At 63.7% G+C, this 16,195-nt stretch carries 14 protein-coding genes; 7 read left to right on the top strand and 7 right to left on the bottom strand.

The genetic code is table 11. The features are described 5' to 3' along the window. Positions 1-18: 18 nt before the first annotated feature. The 4 genes from BBTA_RS02500 to BBTA_RS02485 all read right to left on the bottom strand — a co-directional run bounded on the left by BBTA_RS02500 (position 19) and on the right by BBTA_RS02485 (position 6,244). Positions 19-2,802: a hybrid sensor histidine kinase/response regulator gene (locus BBTA_RS02500; RefSeq protein WP_012040857.1), complete on the bottom strand. Its 2,784-nt coding sequence runs from the start codon at positions 2,800-2,802 to the stop codon at positions 19-21. A 255-nt stretch (positions 2,803-3,057) separates the two neighbouring features. Then, positions 3,058-3,453, bottom strand: a complete 396-nt coding sequence (gene flbT, locus BBTA_RS02495) for a flagellar biosynthesis repressor FlbT (protein WP_012040856.1) — start codon at positions 3,451-3,453, stop codon at positions 3,058-3,060. Between the two features lie 202 nt (positions 3,454-3,655). Beyond that, positions 3,656-5,200, bottom strand: coding sequence for a flagellin (locus BBTA_RS02490; protein WP_041751188.1), 1,545 nt, complete (start codon positions 5,198-5,200; stop codon positions 3,656-3,658). 303 nt (positions 5,201-5,503) lie between these two features. Then, positions 5,504-6,244, bottom strand: coding sequence for a histidine kinase dimerization/phospho-acceptor domain-containing protein (locus tag BBTA_RS02485; RefSeq protein ID WP_012040854.1), 741 nt, complete (start codon positions 6,242-6,244; stop codon positions 5,504-5,506). Between BBTA_RS02485 and BBTA_RS40620 the strand changes: the two genes are divergently transcribed. The 6 genes from BBTA_RS40620 (at position 6,243) to BBTA_RS02460 (ending at position 11,958) form a co-directional block, all read left to right on the top strand. Further along, positions 6,243-6,419 carry a hypothetical protein gene (locus tag BBTA_RS40620; protein ID WP_168167856.1) on the top strand — a complete coding sequence of 59 codons (177 nt, stop codon included), beginning with the start codon at positions 6,243-6,245 and terminating at the stop codon, positions 6,417-6,419. The genes BBTA_RS02485 and BBTA_RS40620 overlap by 2 nt on opposite strands. 503 nt (positions 6,420-6,922) lie before the next feature. Continuing rightward, a complete protein-coding gene (locus BBTA_RS02480; RefSeq protein ID WP_012040853.1) occupies positions 6,923-7,639 on the top strand; it encodes a Crp/Fnr family transcriptional regulator in 717 nt (238 codons plus the stop codon). Between the two features lie 229 nt (positions 7,640-7,868). After that, positions 7,869-8,258 carry a response regulator gene (locus BBTA_RS02475; protein ID WP_012040852.1) on the top strand — a complete coding sequence of 130 codons (390 nt, stop codon included), beginning with the start codon at positions 7,869-7,871 and terminating at the stop codon, positions 8,256-8,258. Positions 8,259-8,501: 243 nt separating this feature from the next. After that, on the top strand, positions 8,502-8,921 hold the full coding sequence (locus BBTA_RS02470; protein WP_012040851.1) for a response regulator: 420 nt from the start codon (positions 8,502-8,504) through the stop codon (positions 8,919-8,921). Further along, positions 8,921-11,473 (top strand): hybrid sensor histidine kinase/response regulator, encoded by a 2,553-nt coding sequence (locus BBTA_RS02465; RefSeq protein ID WP_012040850.1) that lies wholly within the window; start codon positions 8,921-8,923, stop codon positions 11,471-11,473. The genes BBTA_RS02470 and BBTA_RS02465 overlap by 1 nt, the downstream gene beginning before the upstream one ends. Before the next feature lie 239 nt (positions 11,474-11,712). After that, entirely contained in the window at positions 11,713-11,958 is a 246-nt protein-coding gene (locus BBTA_RS02460) for a hypothetical protein (protein ID WP_012040849.1), read from the top strand. Positions 11,959-12,139: 181 nt separating this feature from the next. On the opposite strand, the gene BBTA_RS02455 is transcribed toward BBTA_RS02460, so the two are convergent. Beyond that, positions 12,140-12,760, bottom strand: a complete 621-nt coding sequence (locus BBTA_RS02455) for a response regulator transcription factor (protein WP_012040848.1) — start codon at positions 12,758-12,760, stop codon at positions 12,140-12,142. Positions 12,761-13,068: 308 nt separating this feature from the next. On the opposite strand from BBTA_RS02455, the gene BBTA_RS02450 reads away from it, so the two are divergent. Then, complete coding sequence (locus BBTA_RS02450) at positions 13,069-14,217, top strand: hypothetical protein (protein WP_012040847.1); 1,149 nt, start codon at positions 13,069-13,071, stop codon at positions 14,215-14,217. A 35-nt stretch (positions 14,218-14,252) separates the two neighbouring features. Here BBTA_RS02450 and ipdC read toward each other — a convergent pair whose 3' ends face one another. Both ipdC and BBTA_RS02440 read right to left on the bottom strand, forming a co-directional pair. Further along, the gene (ipdC, locus tag BBTA_RS02445) at positions 14,253-15,890 is read right to left on the bottom strand and encodes an indolepyruvate/phenylpyruvate decarboxylase (protein ID WP_012040846.1); all 1,638 of its coding nucleotides are present in this window, start codon (positions 15,888-15,890) and stop codon (positions 14,253-14,255) included. Positions 15,891-15,969: 79 nt separating this feature from the next. Next, on the bottom strand, positions 15,970-16,194 hold the full coding sequence (locus BBTA_RS02440) for a hypothetical protein (protein WP_041751187.1): 225 nt from the start codon (positions 16,192-16,194) through the stop codon (positions 15,970-15,972). Position 16,195: the final 1 nt, after the last annotated feature.

The raw sequence follows: 16,195 nt of genomic DNA, 5'->3' as shown, positions 1-16,195 counted from the left end.
TACTCCTGCCGGTTGCTGTTACGCGGCGCGCCGGTTGGCTTCGGCCCGCGCCCGTTCCTCGATCTGTTCCTTCAGCGCCGCGATCAGACCAGGCCGGTCGAACTTGGCGATGTAGTCGTAGAGCCCGGCCTGGCGGCCGCGCTCGATCGCCGCCGGCGACACCAGCGACGATACCGCGATGACCGGCAGCTGGTTCAGGTTCTGGTCCGAGCGGATCGCCTCGGCGAATTCGAAGCCGTTCATCTCCGGCATCTCGATGTCGGTGACGACGATGTCGAACGTATGCCCTGAGCGCAGCGTCGCGAGGCCTTCGATGGCGGAAGCCGCCGTGCGCACCTTGTAGCCGGCCGACTTCAGGACCGGCGCCAGCATGTTGCGGAAGAACGGCGAGTCATCGACCAGCAGCACCGACTGCGTCTGCGCCTCGGTCGCCATCTCCTTGCGGATGAACCAGTCGGCGAAGGCCATCGGCAGGAAGTGGCCGACGTCGATGACTTCGGTCGCCTGGCCCTTGATCACGGCCGAGCCGAGGATGCCGTCCTTGGCGCCGGAGACCTGGATGTGGAGTCGCTCTTCCACGATGTCGATGATCTCGTCGACGACGAGGCCCATCGCGCGAGTCTCGTCGGCGAACACCAGGATCGGCTGCGAGCCCGTGGTCTGCACCGAGACGCCTTCCATCTGCACCAGCGGCATCAGCTGATCGCGGTACTGCACCATGTAGCGGCCGTTGGAGATCTCGATCTTGTCGGCCGCGATCTCCTCCAGCCGCGTGACGAGCGCCAGCGGCACCGCCTTGGGCTGCGCCGTGCCGGCGCGGAACACCAGGAGCGAGGTGAGCTGCTCGCCGCCAACAGCATGATGCGCCGCATGCTCGTCGGCGACCGCCTGCGAGGCCGAGCCGGCGGCGCCGAGCGCCTTGGCGATGCCGTTCGGGTCGATGATCATGATGACCGCGCCGTCGCCCAGGATGGTGTTGCCCGAGAACATGTCGATGTGCCGCAGCTTGGTCGACATCGGCTTGACCACGATTTCCTCGGTGTGGAACACGCAGTCCACCACGATGCCGAAGGTCTGGTTGCCGACCTGCGTCACCACGATGAAACCGTTCTCCGGATCGGTCGACGAGCCGTCGTCGATCTTCAGGAGCTTCTTCAGATGCATCAGCGGCAAGAGCTTGTTGCGCAGGCGCAGGACGGCGGTGTCCTTGATGCGCTCGATGCGGTGCTCGGAATTGGCGCGCGCGCGCACCAGCTCGACGACAGCCAATTGCGGGATCGCGAAGCGGTCGCCGCCGGCTTCCACGATCAGCGCCGAGACGATGGCGAGTGTCAGCGGGATCTTGATGGTGACGGAGGACCCCTCGCCGGCCACCGACTTGATATCGATGGTGCCGCCGATCTGGTCGATATTGGTGCGCACCACATCCATGCCGACGCCGCGGCCCGAGACCGAGGTGACGGCGGCGGCCGTCGAGAAGCCCGGCTCGAAGATGAATTTGTGGATCTGCGCTTCCGTCATCTTCTCGAGCTCGGCCTCGGTGACGAGACCGTTCGCGACCGCCTTGGCCTTGATGCGCTCGGTGTTGAGACCGCGGCCATTGTCGGCGATGCAGATGATGATGTGGCCGCCTTCATGATAGGCGGAGAGACGGATCGTGCCCTGCTCGGCCTTGCCGCTCGCGGCGCGCTCGGCCGGCGTCTCCAGGCCATGATCGGCGGAGTTGCGCACCATGTGGGTGAGCGGGTCCTTGATCAGGTCGAGCACCTGGCGGTCGAGCTCGGTGTCGGCGCCGTGCATCTCGAGCTCGATCTGCTTGCCGAGTTCGGTCGCGAGGTCGCGGACGATGCGCGGCAGCTTCTGCCAGGCATTGCCGATCGGCTGCATGCGCGTCTTCATGACGCCCTCCTGCAGCTCGGCGGTGACATTGGACAACCGCTGCAGCGGCACCTTGAACTCGGTGTCCTCGTTGCGGCGGGCGATCTCGAGCAACTGGTTGCGCGTCAGCACCAGCTCCGAGACCATCGTCATCAGATGTTCGAGCGTGTCGACATTGACGCGGATCGACTGGTTGGCGACCTTGTCGCTCTCATGCACCTCGCCATCGGCATTGGCCTTGGCGCGCGCCGCCTTTTTGGGGGCTTCGGCTTTGGGCTCCGCCTTTGCCTCGACCTTGGCCGGCTCGGCCTTCGGCGCGGGCGCGGCCGCTTTGGGCTCCGGCGCCTTCTCATGCGCGGGCGGCGTCTCGATCGCAGTCTCGCGGAAGGCGCGCTCCAGCTCGTCGAGCGACACCTCGCCCGGACGCAGCGGACGCTCCAGGGTCTGGTCGATCAAGGAGCCCTGCGTCACCGCGGGCGCAGCCGGCGGCGCTGCGGGCGCGGCCGGCACCAGCGGTGGCGGCGCCGCGCCGGCGGCCATCGCGGCCATGCCGCGCTCGACCATCGCCTCGAGCTCGCTGATCAGATCGCGGTCTTCGCCTTCCGGCTCGGACTCATTGGCCTCGAGCTGCGCCAGCAGGTCCTTGATGCGGTCGATGGTGGTGAGGATCAGCGTCACGGCCTCGCCGGTCACCGGCATGCCGTCACGGAATTTGCCCATCAGGGTCTCGGCGGCGTGCGCCAGCGCTTCGAGCCGCGGCAGGCCGAGGAAGCCGCAGGTCCCCTTGATCGTGTGCACCAGGCGGAAGATGTTATCGAGGATCTTGGCGTTGTTCGGCTCCTGCTCGAACCGCACCAACTGATTGTCGACGGTGTCCAGGCTCTCGCTGGTCTCCGTCAGGAACTCACGCAACAGGTCATCCATCAAACTGGCCTTCCAAGAATTGGCGCTGCGATCGCCGGGCGACCGCTGATCGTGTCATCGACGGTCGATCCGGAGCCACCACCATGCAGCTCGGCATCGAACCCGGCCGTCGGTTGGCTCGGCTCAACGGACTTTCCTCCGTGCCATCGTTAGGCCGGGCTTTTCTCCGTCCCGTTAATTTTAATGTCCGTGCAAATACGGAACCGCAGCCTGCGTTGGAGATCCGAGCGGATCGGTTCGCAGGTCCGGGGGACTTCAAGGCGACACCTCGACCGGCGCGATGGCCGGGCTTTCGCACTGGATCAGCATCCTGATCGCCTTCAACGCCTTGTAGAGAGCTCCCTCCGCAACATGGCGGTCCACAGTCGCGGCAAGAGCGGCGGCGTCCGGAACGGACTCCCGCAATTCGTTCATGCAGGCCAGATAGGACGCGCGATAGCGGATCGCGTCGTTCTTGAGATACATGGTCTGGACGCAGTGATAGAGGCGCTTTGCCGGCGTGTCCGCCGTTTCGGCAGAGACGGTGTCGCGCTCGCGGAGGATCGGCACATCGCCTTCGACGATGAAGCGCGCGCGCGTGTTCGAATTGATGATGACGCTGTCGCCGATCACGATCCGTTCGAACGGCTTCAGTTCGACCCGCAGCGGCATCCCCTGGATCTCCTCTCGGGAGCGGCACCGCCGGCGGGCTGTATCCTCGTCGACAGGGATGGCTGTTACGGCCGGTCCGCGGCTTGCTCGCGGAAACCGGCGCCAGCGACCTCGCACGAGACCGGCGTGAATCCCGGATAGTTGAGCCGAAAGCGGCGGGGACCAGCCCCGCCGCCTCCGATGTCGATTGAACTGCTGCGCCTTAGCGCAGGAGCTGCAGCACGCTCGCCTGCGACTGGTTGGCGAGCGACAGCGCGGACACCGCGATCGACTGGCGGGTCGACAGCGCCTGGCTGTTGGCCGCTTCCTCATTGGTGTCGGCCAGAGTCAGGTTCGACGAACCGGTCTGCAGCACGTTGATCAGGTTCTTGTTGAAGTCCTGACGGACCTGCACCACCGACAGGTTCGAACCCAAGGTCGACGCCTCGTCCCGGAGCGTGGAGCTCGCGGTGTTGAGCACCTTGATCACCTTGTTCGCCGAGTTGTTGTCGAGGAAGTCGGTGCCCGAGGTCAGGGTCGACAGACCCAGGCCGCCGGTGTTGAAGGTCACGCCGGTGATCGACAGCGTGGACTTGCCGGTCTCGTTGAAGGTCAGCTTCAGCGTGTCGCCGTTCAGCAGGTTGATGCCGTTGAACGACGCGTCGGCTGCCGTCGTGTTGATCTGCGCCAGCACGTTGTTGTACTGCGCAACCAAGCTTGCACGCTGCGACTGGGCGGTCGCATCAGCCACCGGAGCCGCCGCCGTCAGGCCGTTGAAGGACTGGCTGGAGGCCGCCGCCGTACCACCGATCGCACCGATCGTCGAAGACGCTGCGTCGTTGGTGGTCGTGATGGAGATCTTACCGGTCGCGGAGGCGACAGTGGCCTGCAGGTTGTTGGCCGCAAGCTTCGCGTTGAGATCGTTCAACGAGTTGACCTGCCCTGTCCCAAGACCGAACGTGACACTGGTCGCCGTGCCACCTCCTGTGGCGGCGATTGTCAGCGTCTGCCCGGACAGGGAATTGCCGACCGCGCTGAGACCGAGCTTGGCCAGCGACGTACCGGACAATGTCAGCCCTGCCGCCGGCGGCGTCAGCGTGATCGCGCCAGCCGTGATCGACGAGGTGACGCCGGTCGCGCTCTGGATGGTCGACAGCAGGTTCGTAACGGTGTCACCGACGCCGATATTGGTGCCGGACGAGGACGTGCCGGCGATAAAGGTGAAGGTGGTGCCGTTCACGACCAGCGTGTCGCCGGTGGTGATGCTGGACGCCAGGTCGTTCGACGAGGTGCCCGGGGTACCCGACAGCTTGGTGGAGCCGGTGATCGCCACGGCGGTCGAGGTGTTGTCGTTCAGTACGGCGGAGCCGGTGACGGCAGTGGTGCTGGCACCGATCAGACTGGTGGCGGTCGCACCGGTCAGCGCAGCCGACGTCACGGTCGACTTGGTGGAGTAGCCGACGGCGCTCTGCAGCACCTGGTTGGCGATCGACTTGGCGCTGTCGACGAGCTTCTGCAGCGAGGTGATGCCGGTGTTGGCGGCCTGCAGAACCTGCACGCCGTTGCCGATACCATCGAGCAGATTGGAGATGTCGGAAGCGCGGTTGTCGAGTCCCTGCGCGGTGAAGAAGTTGGTCGGGTTGTCGAGCGCCGAGTTGACCTTCTTGCCCGTGGAGAGGTTGTTCTGCGTGGTGGCGAGGAGCTGCGCCGTCGACTGGAGCGAGAGCAGATTCTGGCGCACCGACGCCGAGAGTACGATACCTGACATTGTCATTCCCTTCTGGATGAACACGAGTAAACATCGCCGCACCGTTCTGTCGGCGATGGTGCAGACTGGTCCGCGGAATCCTACCCGTTCGTTAAATCCAGCCCGTTGCAGCCCGGCGCGCGGGGCGCGGCCGGCGTTAATCCTAATCGGCCGCTAATCAATGCAATGAAATGCAGATGAATCCGCGAACATTTCTGCCACGACACACCCAATACGCGCAGAAACTCGTTCCGCCCCTTGGGGCAGGCCAGGCCATGTTAGGATGTCGCTAACTATGAGACGGGTTGGACCCGCTGTCGCGCTTCAGTCCTGAACTGCACAGGGCAGAACGATCTCGACGCTTGCGGCAGAACCATCGGAGGCTTTCAGCGCGAGTTGCCCGTTCGACCGCATGACGAAGTCGGTAACCATGCGGATATCCGGAAACATCCGCTCCGCGGGGATGATCGCCGCGGCGGTCGCGGTCGCTGTCACCGTAATCAGCACGTTGGATGAAGCTCCGTCGGAGTCGTCGCCCTCGGCGGCAGCGATGGCCTTCGCCAGGATATCGAGCTTGCCGCCATTATCGATCGTCGGTCGAGCCATGATCGCAAGACAGAGCAGCGCAGCCATCAACTGGCCGGGATCGGCAAACACCGCGGGCACCGCCGGCTCGATCGATGTCGTGACCTCGACATCGGTCCCCAATGTCGGCCGCAACAGACGTCCGACGTCGATCAGCAGCTCGCTCAGTTCGACCGCGCATGGCCGCGGCGGCCGCCCGCGCGCGAACGACAGCAGCTGGGCCGTCATTCGGGCCCCGCGAGTCGCGGCCTCGTCGATCAATCGAGCGACGGCGGCGAGCTCAGGCCTGTCCTCGACAGCCTCGGCGAGAATGTCGATCGTCCCGGTGATCACGGTGAGAATGTTGTTGAAGTCGTGCAGCAGGCCGCCGGCAACCTGGCCGACGATCGCGAGACCGGGGTTCGGCTCGATGGTGACCGGCTTGGCGGCGTTCGCGTCCTCATTGTGATGGCCGGCTTGTTGCTGGGTCGGGAGCGCCATGAGTCTCAAGGTACCTGCGATTGAAGATGATTGGCTTACTAACTGTCAACAAGCACGCACGAACGACGGCGCGGCAGTGCGCATCCATGCGGCCGCGATGTTGGCCTTCATGGCTGATCAGCGATCACGCCCAGAAGCCCACATCATCAGCTTCGAACGATCTGCGGCTTACTGACAAGCTGTCCCGGCACGCCTCCTCAAGAAACCGGCTGATGCCGGCACATCACATTGAAGAACGCACCCGGTTGCAAACGATCCGTCAAACGAATCAGCGCATTTCTCTGCGATTTTGGCTCCAAGATGACCGCTGTCAATTGTGCCTAAGACTGTGAAAGCGATCGCAGGCGCGACGCAACCGGAACTAGTACAGCCTTTTCGTTTTTTTGGAACGGGCCTTGGCATGGAGTCCCTGGACAGCCGCCACCATCAATAGCCAGACCAGCAGGACGCTATGCAGATTGTATACAGGCTGCGCTCAACGCTCGAAAGCGCTCAAACGTGCGAGCTGATGGCAGCACGGCGCCGCCTCTGCACATCAACGAGCACAGCCATGCGGTTGCATGCCGCGAAGACTGATGTCCTGGTTGTTTTTTCTTGTCAGCGGATAGCACGCGGTTCTATGGAACCATGAGTGGATGAGATCTGCGAGGCACCGTTACCGCAATGCAGGAGATGGCTTTGGACCTTGGCTTGCGTTCTCCGAACGGCTTCCTTTCGTCGCTGTCCGACGAGGATTTCGAGTTGATCCGCCCCTACCTCCGGACGGTGGATCTGGTCCAGGACTCGGTTCTCGCCGAGGTGGGCGAGAAGCTGTCTCGGATTTACTTCCCGCATCGCGGCGTCATCTCGCTGGTCGTCAACCTTGCGCGTGGAGAACGCGTCCAGGTGGCGATGATCGGCCGAGATAGTTTTTTCGGCAGCATGTCGCTGCTCGGAGGAGCTGAGTCGTTGGTGCTCAACACCGCGGCGGTCCTCGTCCCGGGGGCCGCGTCGGTGGTCGACATCGAGCGAGTGCGGAATGCGGCCGAGCAGAGCGGGACGTTCCGCGCACAAATGCTGAGACATGCTCTTGCTGTATATCTGCAAAGCCAACAAACCGCCGGCTGCAATGCCGCCCACACGGTTGAGTCACGTCTCGCCCGTTGCCTCCTGCAGACCCACGACCTTTCGGGCGGCAACAAGCTCTACATCACGCAAGAGTCGCTGGCCCAGATGATTGGCGCGCGGCGCAACAGCGTGTCGCTGGTCGCCAGCACCCTGCAGCAGGCCGACTTCATCCACTACAGCCGGGGCCACATCGAGATCATCGATCTGGAGGGGCTGAAGAAGACAGCCTGCGAATGCTACGGCACGGTCAAGTCCCAGTATGACCGGCTGATGCGGTGCCACCCCTGATCCTGGCCTGGCACGACCAGACGGGCGCTACCGGACGGAACGTTCCGTACAACTACGGACCACGGGCCCAACGACATCCTTGGCCCGGGCGGAATTAACGCGCTGTTCAACGGGCGCTGATAATTGTCGCGTTGCTGACGAGCGCGAGTTCCAAAAAAGCGTCGAATAATTTTCGTGCTGAAATATCTCGCCCGTGTTCGGCTTTTGACCAAACGCGCGGAGTAATGACATGGCCTTTGATCTGTCGATGCCGATCCTGGTGGTCGATGACTACGCCACTATGATCCGGATCATCCGCAACCTGCTGAAGCAGCTCGGATTCGAGAACGTCGACGACGCCACTGATGGATCCGCCGCACTCGCCAAGATGCAGGCGAAGAAGTACGGCCTCGTGATCTCGGACTGGAACATGGAACCGATGACCGGCTACGACCTGCTGCGTGAGGTCCGCGCCAGCCCCGAATTGTCCAAGACTCCGTTCATCATGATTACGGCGGAATCCAAGACCGAGAACGTCATCGCCGCCAAGAAGGCCGGCGTCAGCAACTACATCGTCAAGCCATTCAATGCGGCGACCCTCAAAACCAAGATGGAAGCCGTGTTCGGCCCGGCCGAATAGTGCCCGTCTTCACCGGATCAGCATAGCGGCCGGAGCGCCCCCTCCGGCCGCTTCGTTTTTCAGCTCGCCTTCGCAGCGCGCTCTGGATCGTGGCGCGCGGGTCTCCCGCGACGCACGCCTCCTGCCGCGCGGTCGCCCCGTAGTTGTACGGAAGCCAAAATTTACGAGGGGGTCAGAGCCGGACGCTAGACCAGTTCCTGTTGCCGAGAACCGCGCTCGGGGTGGCAAGGGGACGATGAATTCATGCGCAACGAGCTCCTCGTGATCGAAGATGCCGACGTGCATCTCTCCATCCTCAGAAAGATTGCGACCCAGGCCGGCTTCAACACGACGGGCGTAAGTTCGGTTGACGCAGCTTCCACCATCCTTCGAACGAGGCACTTCGATTGCGTCACGCTGGATCTGTCGCTCGGCGAGCGATCCGGCACGGAAGTGCTCCAACGGCTCGCCGAGCTCAAATATCGCGGCCCTGTTCTCATCATCAGCGCCTCCGAGAACGACAGGCTCGACGCCTCGGTACGCATCGGCAATTTTCTTGAGCTGAACGTCTGCCCACCGTTTTCGAAGCCGATCAATCTGCCTTTGCTTCGGCAGACGCTCAAGCAGATCGCGAGCGAGACCGATCGCCAGAAGCTGGTCCGACGGCAGGCTGGTAGAGGATGATGGACAAGAAGAAACGCGTTCTGGGTGCGCCGGCAGCAATCGCGCTCATCCTCATCTGCATCATCGCCGGCAGCAATCTGTTCTTTCTCACCAACCTGCGCGAGAACGCGCTGTTGCACGCCGAGGAGGATCTCAGCCGGCACAGCCTGACGCTCGCCGAAAACGCTGACCGCTCGGTGAAGTCGGTGGATCTCGTGCTGTCGAGCGTGAGGGACTATCTGGTGCGCGGCGGCGCCATCGACGCAGCGACCTACGGCAAGGTCGCCGCGGACTACCAGACCCATCTGCTGCTCAAGGAGAAGATCGCCGGACTTCCGCAGATCGATGCGGTGACGCTGATCGACGCGCAGGGCCGGCTGCTCAATTTCTCGCGCTACTGGCCCATACCTGACGTCAACATTTCCGACCGCGATTACTTCAAGGCGCTGAAGGGCGACTCGGCGCTGCGCAGCTACGTCAGCACGCCCGTGCAGAACCGTGGAGACGGCACCTGGAACATCTACTTTGCGCGACGGCTGGACGACGGCAAGGGCGAGTTCATGGGGCTGCTGCTCGGTGCCATGTCGGTCCCCTATCTCGAAAACTTCTTCGGCTCGACGGCGCTGGGCCTCGATGCCTCAGTTTCGCTGATCCGCGAAGATGGCATCCTGCTTGCCCACTTCCCGCCGACCAGCGAGATCGGAAAGTCGACCTCCGGCTTCGGCCAGCGCGCGCTTGCCGCCGGCGGTGTGCTGCGTGAGCTCTCGGGCCGGACCGGCGAGATGCGCCTGCGCGCGGCGAAGATGCTGCCAAGCTATCCCGCCATGATCGTCGTATCGGTGCCGGAGCAGCACGTCCTGAAGGCCTGGCGCGCGATGGCAACGCTGCTGGTCATCATGTCGCTGGTGAGTGCCACCGCAGTCCTCGCAGCGGCCGTCCTGATCTCCCGTTTGTGGGAACGGCATGAACACCTGATCGATGCGGCTGAGGCTGCAAATGCGGCAAAATCGACCTTTGTCGCAATGATGAGCCACGAGATCCGCACGCCGATGAACGCGGTGCTCGGACTCGCCACCACGCTGCTCGAGACCAACCTCGACCCCGAACAGCGCCGCTCGGTGGTCGCGATCCATAATGCGGGCGATAATCTGCTCGAGATCCTCAATGACATCCTCGATTTCTCGAAGCTCGAATCGGGGCAGCTGTCGCTGGAGGACATCGCATTCTCCGCCGAGGCGCTGGTTCACAACACGCTGAGCATCATCGGCCCACGCGCCTCGGCCAAGGACCTCAAGCTGAGAAGCGTGAATGACCCTGCAGTACCGCCGGCGCTGGTCGGAGATGCAGGACGCATTCGTCAGATCCTGCTGAATCTCGTATCCAATGCGGTGAAGTTCACGGCCGCCGGCGAGGTCGTGATCACGACCCGTTGCCTCGCCAAGGACGACGCGAAGGCCACGGTCGAATGGACGGTCACCGATACCGGAATCGGTATCGCGGCCGACAAGATCGGCTCGCTGTTCGCGAACTTCGTTCAGGCCGACAACTCGATCAGCCGTCGTTTCGGTGGATCGGGACTGGGACTCGCCATTTGCAAGCGGCTCACCGAACAGATGGGCGGCGAAATCGACGTGACCTCGACGCTGGGACGCGGCTCGACCTTCTCGTTCCGCCTGACGTTGCCCATCGCCGAAGCCGTCGCGGTGCCCGAGCAGAATGACGACAGCATCTATGCTGCCCTGCAGAGCCGCATCGCCGCCTATGGCCGGCCATTGCGCGTTCTGGTCGTCGACGACAACCCGACCAACCGGCTCGTCGCCACCAAGATGCTCAAGGATTTCGACATCCAGACCGACACCGCCTGCGACGGGGCCGAAGCGGTCACGGCGGCAAGCCGCTTCAACTATGACTTGATCCTGATGGATGTGCGGATGCCGGAGATGGACGGCTTCCAGGCAACACGAACCATCCGCGCGCGCGGCGAGCGCCGCTCGAACGTGCCGATCATCGCGTTCACTGCGAATGCCTTCATGGAAGACATCCGCGCCTGTCGCGAAGCGGGAATGAACGATTTCGTGGTCAAGCCGGCCCGCAAGAAAGCGCTTGTCGAAGCCATTTTGCGCGTGCTGCCGGCCCGCACCCTGGCAATCGAGACCATCGCCTCGGACGCGCCGCCGCTCGCCCCGGTGGAACAGGACGACATGCCGGCGGAGTTTTCGGCCGAGGCAGAGATCCCCGCTGAACCGGCGCTCGACCGGGAAGCCTTCGCGGAGCTGGTGGGCGAAATCGGCGACGACGCCGCGCAAGAGATTCGCAATGTCTTCTTCAGCGAAACCGATGCGCGCTTGAAGCTGTTCCGGAAACTGTCGCTCGATAGCGAGCGCATCAAGATCGGCCGTGAGGCGCATTCTCTGAAGAGCGCAGCCGGAACGTTCGGCTATCGGCGGCTCGCGACCTATGCACTCGCGCTGGAGAAGAGCGCACCCCGCCTGTCGCCGAGGGAATATTCCGAGCTGCTCGACAACATCGATGCCGCCTATGAAGCAGCTCGAGCACAGGAGCTGCAATACTGAGGGAGCGCGGGCCTGCAGCCAGGGACGCGCACTCATCCGGCAACAATCTTGGATTCGCGGGATGAGCTGGCGCAAGCAGCGACCGACAAGAGAACGGCTGATGCAGATCGGAGAGATTCGCCGATCGCGATACCGGCAATTCCTTACAATGAGTTGACGCCGTACTTCTACGGCTCACGATTTTCACAATCAACTAATCATGAGCTGCGAGACTGGCGGATACATAGGAGATGTGTCCCATGTTTACATTTGAAACCGCCGACCAGAAGGAAGTCAGGCGTTTCCGAATTGCGCAGTTCAACGGCCGGACCGCAACAGTGAAATCCGGCGGAGCCACGATCACGGGCCACGTCCGCTCCGTGATGGAGAAGGAAGCCAGCGTTCCGCCACGCTGGACGATTACGCTCGTGCCGGCGCCCGCCAAGGCACAGGCTCCACTGCGCCCCGCGTCCCGCGTTCGTCCTTTCGCCGAGGATTATTTCTGATAGCCGGGCAGCCCGCATCTCGATCGGCTCGCCAAGTGCCTGATCAATGCGATCGCAACGCCGCCGCTTCGCCCGACACAGCAGCAACCGCAATCCGCGATCGATGCCCAGCCGTCATCGCGGTCGATGCTGCTCGTTAAGCTGCGGCGTAGTCCGCAAGCCAACACGCAGCCAAGTTGGATCATCCGATCTGATTGAGTAACGCCGCGCGAACCAGCTCGGCGGTGTTGCGTGCACCCAGCTTGCGCATCGCCTCGGCGCGATGGCTTTCGAAAGTACGCGGGCTGATCCCCATGCGCAGCGCGCCTTCCTTGTTCGAGTGTCCTGCGCTGATCAATTCGAGCACCTCGCGCTCGCGAGGGGTCAGCGACTTGTTGGTCCGGCCTGGGTGTCTTGACGTCGTAGCCGTGCCGATAACGACGGAATCCTGGCCCGGCAGGCTTCGCGGCGCAGAGCCGCATTGCGGCTGCGCACCAGCCATTTGGCTGACCAGCGTGCAAATCCGCTCTGTCTGCATCAGTGCGTTGTCGACGATCATCTGGACATGGCGACGGTCGCCGGGCGTCCTGGCGATGTCATCGCTCCGCTGCTTGATCTCGCCCATGTAGAGCATCAGCGCCGTGAGCGAGCCGTTGAGCTGGCCGGTCAAGGCGACAAGTCCGTCGGATGGCTCGGCCTGTGCCGTGACGGGCGCACCCAGCGCCTCGGCGCGAGGGGGCGCCAAGCCGCCGTCGTTAACTTTCGGCGCGCTCGACAGGGCGACGCCGCGATCGTCGGGAAGTCTGTGTCTCAGCTGTGCCATGCCTCATCTTGACGGCTCGGAAACTTTAACATGGTTAATATTGGAACCCGTAACAATACGGGATTTTCTGCAGAACTCCCGCAAACGTCGAGAAATTTCCCTCATGAGCTGTACGGCTGGAAGTTAACTCTCTTAGGGCGATATGCCTCTGAGACGGCGGGACCGACCGGCCATGCCGAGCGAACAGGCCATGGTTTGGTGGCTTTGTTTACCGGAATTAATCGAGCACCAACTGTTTCGTGGTTCGATATTCCCGTTCTCGCCCATAGAGGCGAGCGGGTTCGGACATTCAGCTGACAGCCAGACGCATGGGACCGGTCGACCGGATCTGGGAATTTCTGCAGCGGTTGTCGCCGTTGACGCGGAGCTGTCTTCTCAGCGAGCTGGAGCGGCTCGAGCTGAGCGGTGTCGACATGCCCGGATCGGCGGATATCCAGGCCCGCCTGCGGGCCGAGATCCGCAAGGATGGCGTCGGCGGCCATCGGACGGCCAATCCCTCGCGCTACTTTTTCATGCCGGTGGAGCAGCTCCTGATCGACGGCTCACCGGAGCATGCCAATGAAGGCCGCATCGCCCGCGGCTCGCTGACGCCGATCTGGGAATGGATCTCGCGCGATCTGCTGCCGACCATGGCGCGCGACTATAATGCACAGATGCGGGACCTGATCGCGGCGGACAAGCAGCGGGAGATTCGCCAGGTCGCGAGTGCCTTCCAGACCAAGGTGACGAAGTCGCTGGAGGGCACGCTCGCGCGCGCTGACGGCATCGAGCAGGTTCGCAGCAAGCTCAAGGCCTATACGGCATCGCCGTCGGTCTTCGACGATGTCGTCAAGCTGATGAAAGCGCTGCGCGCCCGCGACGAGCTCGCAAAGTTCGCCGACTCACTGCCGGATCGGATCGCCGAGTTCGACGACCCGCAGGTCAAGAAGATGGCGTTGCTGCTCGATGGCCTTCGCAAGAAGGAGCCGGAAGCGGTGCCATTCGCCCTGACGCTGGTCGCCAAGCGGCTGAAGGAGCCATGGCAGGTGATGCGGCTGGCGACGAAGGCCGCACGAACGAAGAACGTCGCCGACGTCGTTGCTGCGCCCTATGCCATGACCATTCCGATGGTGCTCGATCAGCTGGAGGACAAGCGGCTGGCGCTGCGAATGGCCCTGAAGAACAACCGCGTGGTCACGGCCAAGGAGATCCTGACCAGCATCTATGAGATCGAATACGCGATCCAGGTGCGCATCGACCGGATCGAGGAGTCCGACTGGGGCGCACGGCTGGAGGCGATCATGACCAGCACCGACCGGATGGTCCAGGCCGAGATCAAGCGGTTCCCGGACGAGGTCGGACACGTGCTCGGCTCGAACCGCCTGCGCGGCCACCGTTCGCTCAGCGGCCGCCTCACTTACCTAGCCTGGAAAGGCCGCGATGCGATCAAGACCGCATTGCGCTCGACGACCGGCTGAGGCCGCCGGTCCGCCGATCTCGCTGGTCGCTTTGCTCATCCTCCGGCCATCCGCTCACGCGCCGACTTGAAGCCGGCAACAAAGCGCGCCAGCGTGTCCGACGTCTTGCCACGGGGCAGCATCACTTCGACCAGCGAGAACTGCCCGCGCCGTTCCACGGCGCGTTCGAGCGCGGCAACAAGCTCGGCTCGCGTGGTGACGCGTTCGCCGACACCGCCGATGGACTTGGCAATGTCGGCGTAGTGCCAGTCGTCGAGATCGTTGAAGCGCGATTCCGGCTGGAACACCCGCAGCATCTCCCAGCTGCAATTGTTGAACAGCACCACGATCGGATCGAGACCGTAGCGCCGGCAATTGCCGAGCTCCCAGCCGGTCATCTGAAACGCCCCATCGCCGACGAGGATCAGCGGCCGCAGCCCGGTCGCCGCGACCCCGATGCCGGCCGGCACGCCAAACCCCATCCCGGCATAGTAGCCGGGCGCAGCCAGCGCCGTGTTATCGATCTCCATCGCCGTGAACAGGCAGTCGCCGATATCGGCGGTCATCGGCATCCGGCCATGGCGGTCGAACATGTCGTTGATCGCGGTCGCGATGTCCGACGGCGCGATCGGATTGCTGTCGGCGACCAGACCGCGCGGATAGGCCGAGCGCTGCCGGACGCGATCGGCCGGCGCCGCGCGCGGTGTTGCGCGATCGTCCAGCGCATCGATGAGATCGCCGAGCGGCATGTCACGATAGACATGATGCCCGATCTGCACCTCGCAGCTCGCCGCCAGGATCATGCGGCGCGGGTCCGGTGCCCGGTTTGACAGCGCAAAATTCGTATCCGACAGGATCACGCCGAGCATCAGCACCAGGTCGGCATCTTCGACCAGCGCGGTGATCGCGGGATTTCCCGCGGCGCCGAGATAGGTGCCGGCGACGACATCGTCGGCCTGGTCGAGCAAGCCGCGTCCCATGAAGGTCGTGACCAGGGGCAGGCCCAGCTTGCGCGCCAGCGCCGCGATCCTGGCCTCGACTCCATAACGCCGGATCTCCACGTCCACCACGATGACCGGGCGCTCGGCGCGCGCGATACGGCCGAGGATCTCCTCGACGCACTCGCCGAGCGCGTCCTGATCGGCCCGCCGCGGCGGCAGCGGCACCACCGGCTCGGCTTCGACATCGACCATGTCGCGCGGGAATTCGAGATAGACCGGCAGCGACATTTCCTTTGCGCTGCGCAGCACACGCGCGATCTGCGCCGGCGCGGTGGCCGGATCGCTGAGAACGGCCTGATCGCAGGTGATCTCCTTAAACACCGCAAGCTGGGTATCCACCGTGCGGGCCTGATGGTGCAGCAGGAAGCCGGACACGCGCTCGCGCGCGCCGGGCGCGCCGGCAATGACCACGACGGGCGAGCGCTCGGCATAGGCGCCGGCGACCGAGTTCACGAGGTTGAACGCGCCGGCGCCATAGGTCACGACGGCAACGCCGAGGCCGCCGTGATAACGGGCCGCGGCATCCGCCGCAAAGCCGACCGCCGGCTCGTGACTGAGCGTGACGGCTGGCAGGATCCTGCTCTCCTCGATGACCTTGAACAGAGGCAGAACGAAATCTCCGGGAATGCCGAAGATCTCGCGGGCGCCGTGGTCCCTCAGAGCGGCAAGCAGCACATGAGCGAGAGCAGGCATCAGCGTCCTCCTGCGCGGGAGCGTCGACCGGTGCTACACGATGAGCGGCGCCGTGCCAATGTCAGGACCTCACGATGGTTCAACGGGCCGGAGCTGCCGGCGGCACCTGATTGCTGCTCACCAAGGTCGCCGCCGCGCGGCCATCCGGCGCGGCGGTGCGGGAGATGCTCAGCGACAGCGAGAACGAGACCGCCAGCAACGCGATCATGCCAAGCTTCATCATCACCGTTCGGCGGTCGGTGATCGGCAGGAACAGGAAGAACAGCAGCGCAGCAGCGAGAGCGGCATCGAGTATGTAGGTCATT

The sequence above is a fragment of the Bradyrhizobium sp. BTAi1 genome, from assembly GCF_000015165.1.
Lineage (GTDB): Bacteria > Pseudomonadota > Alphaproteobacteria > Rhizobiales > Xanthobacteraceae > Bradyrhizobium > Bradyrhizobium denitrificans.
This window is presented reverse-complemented; position numbering and strand designations above follow the sequence as displayed.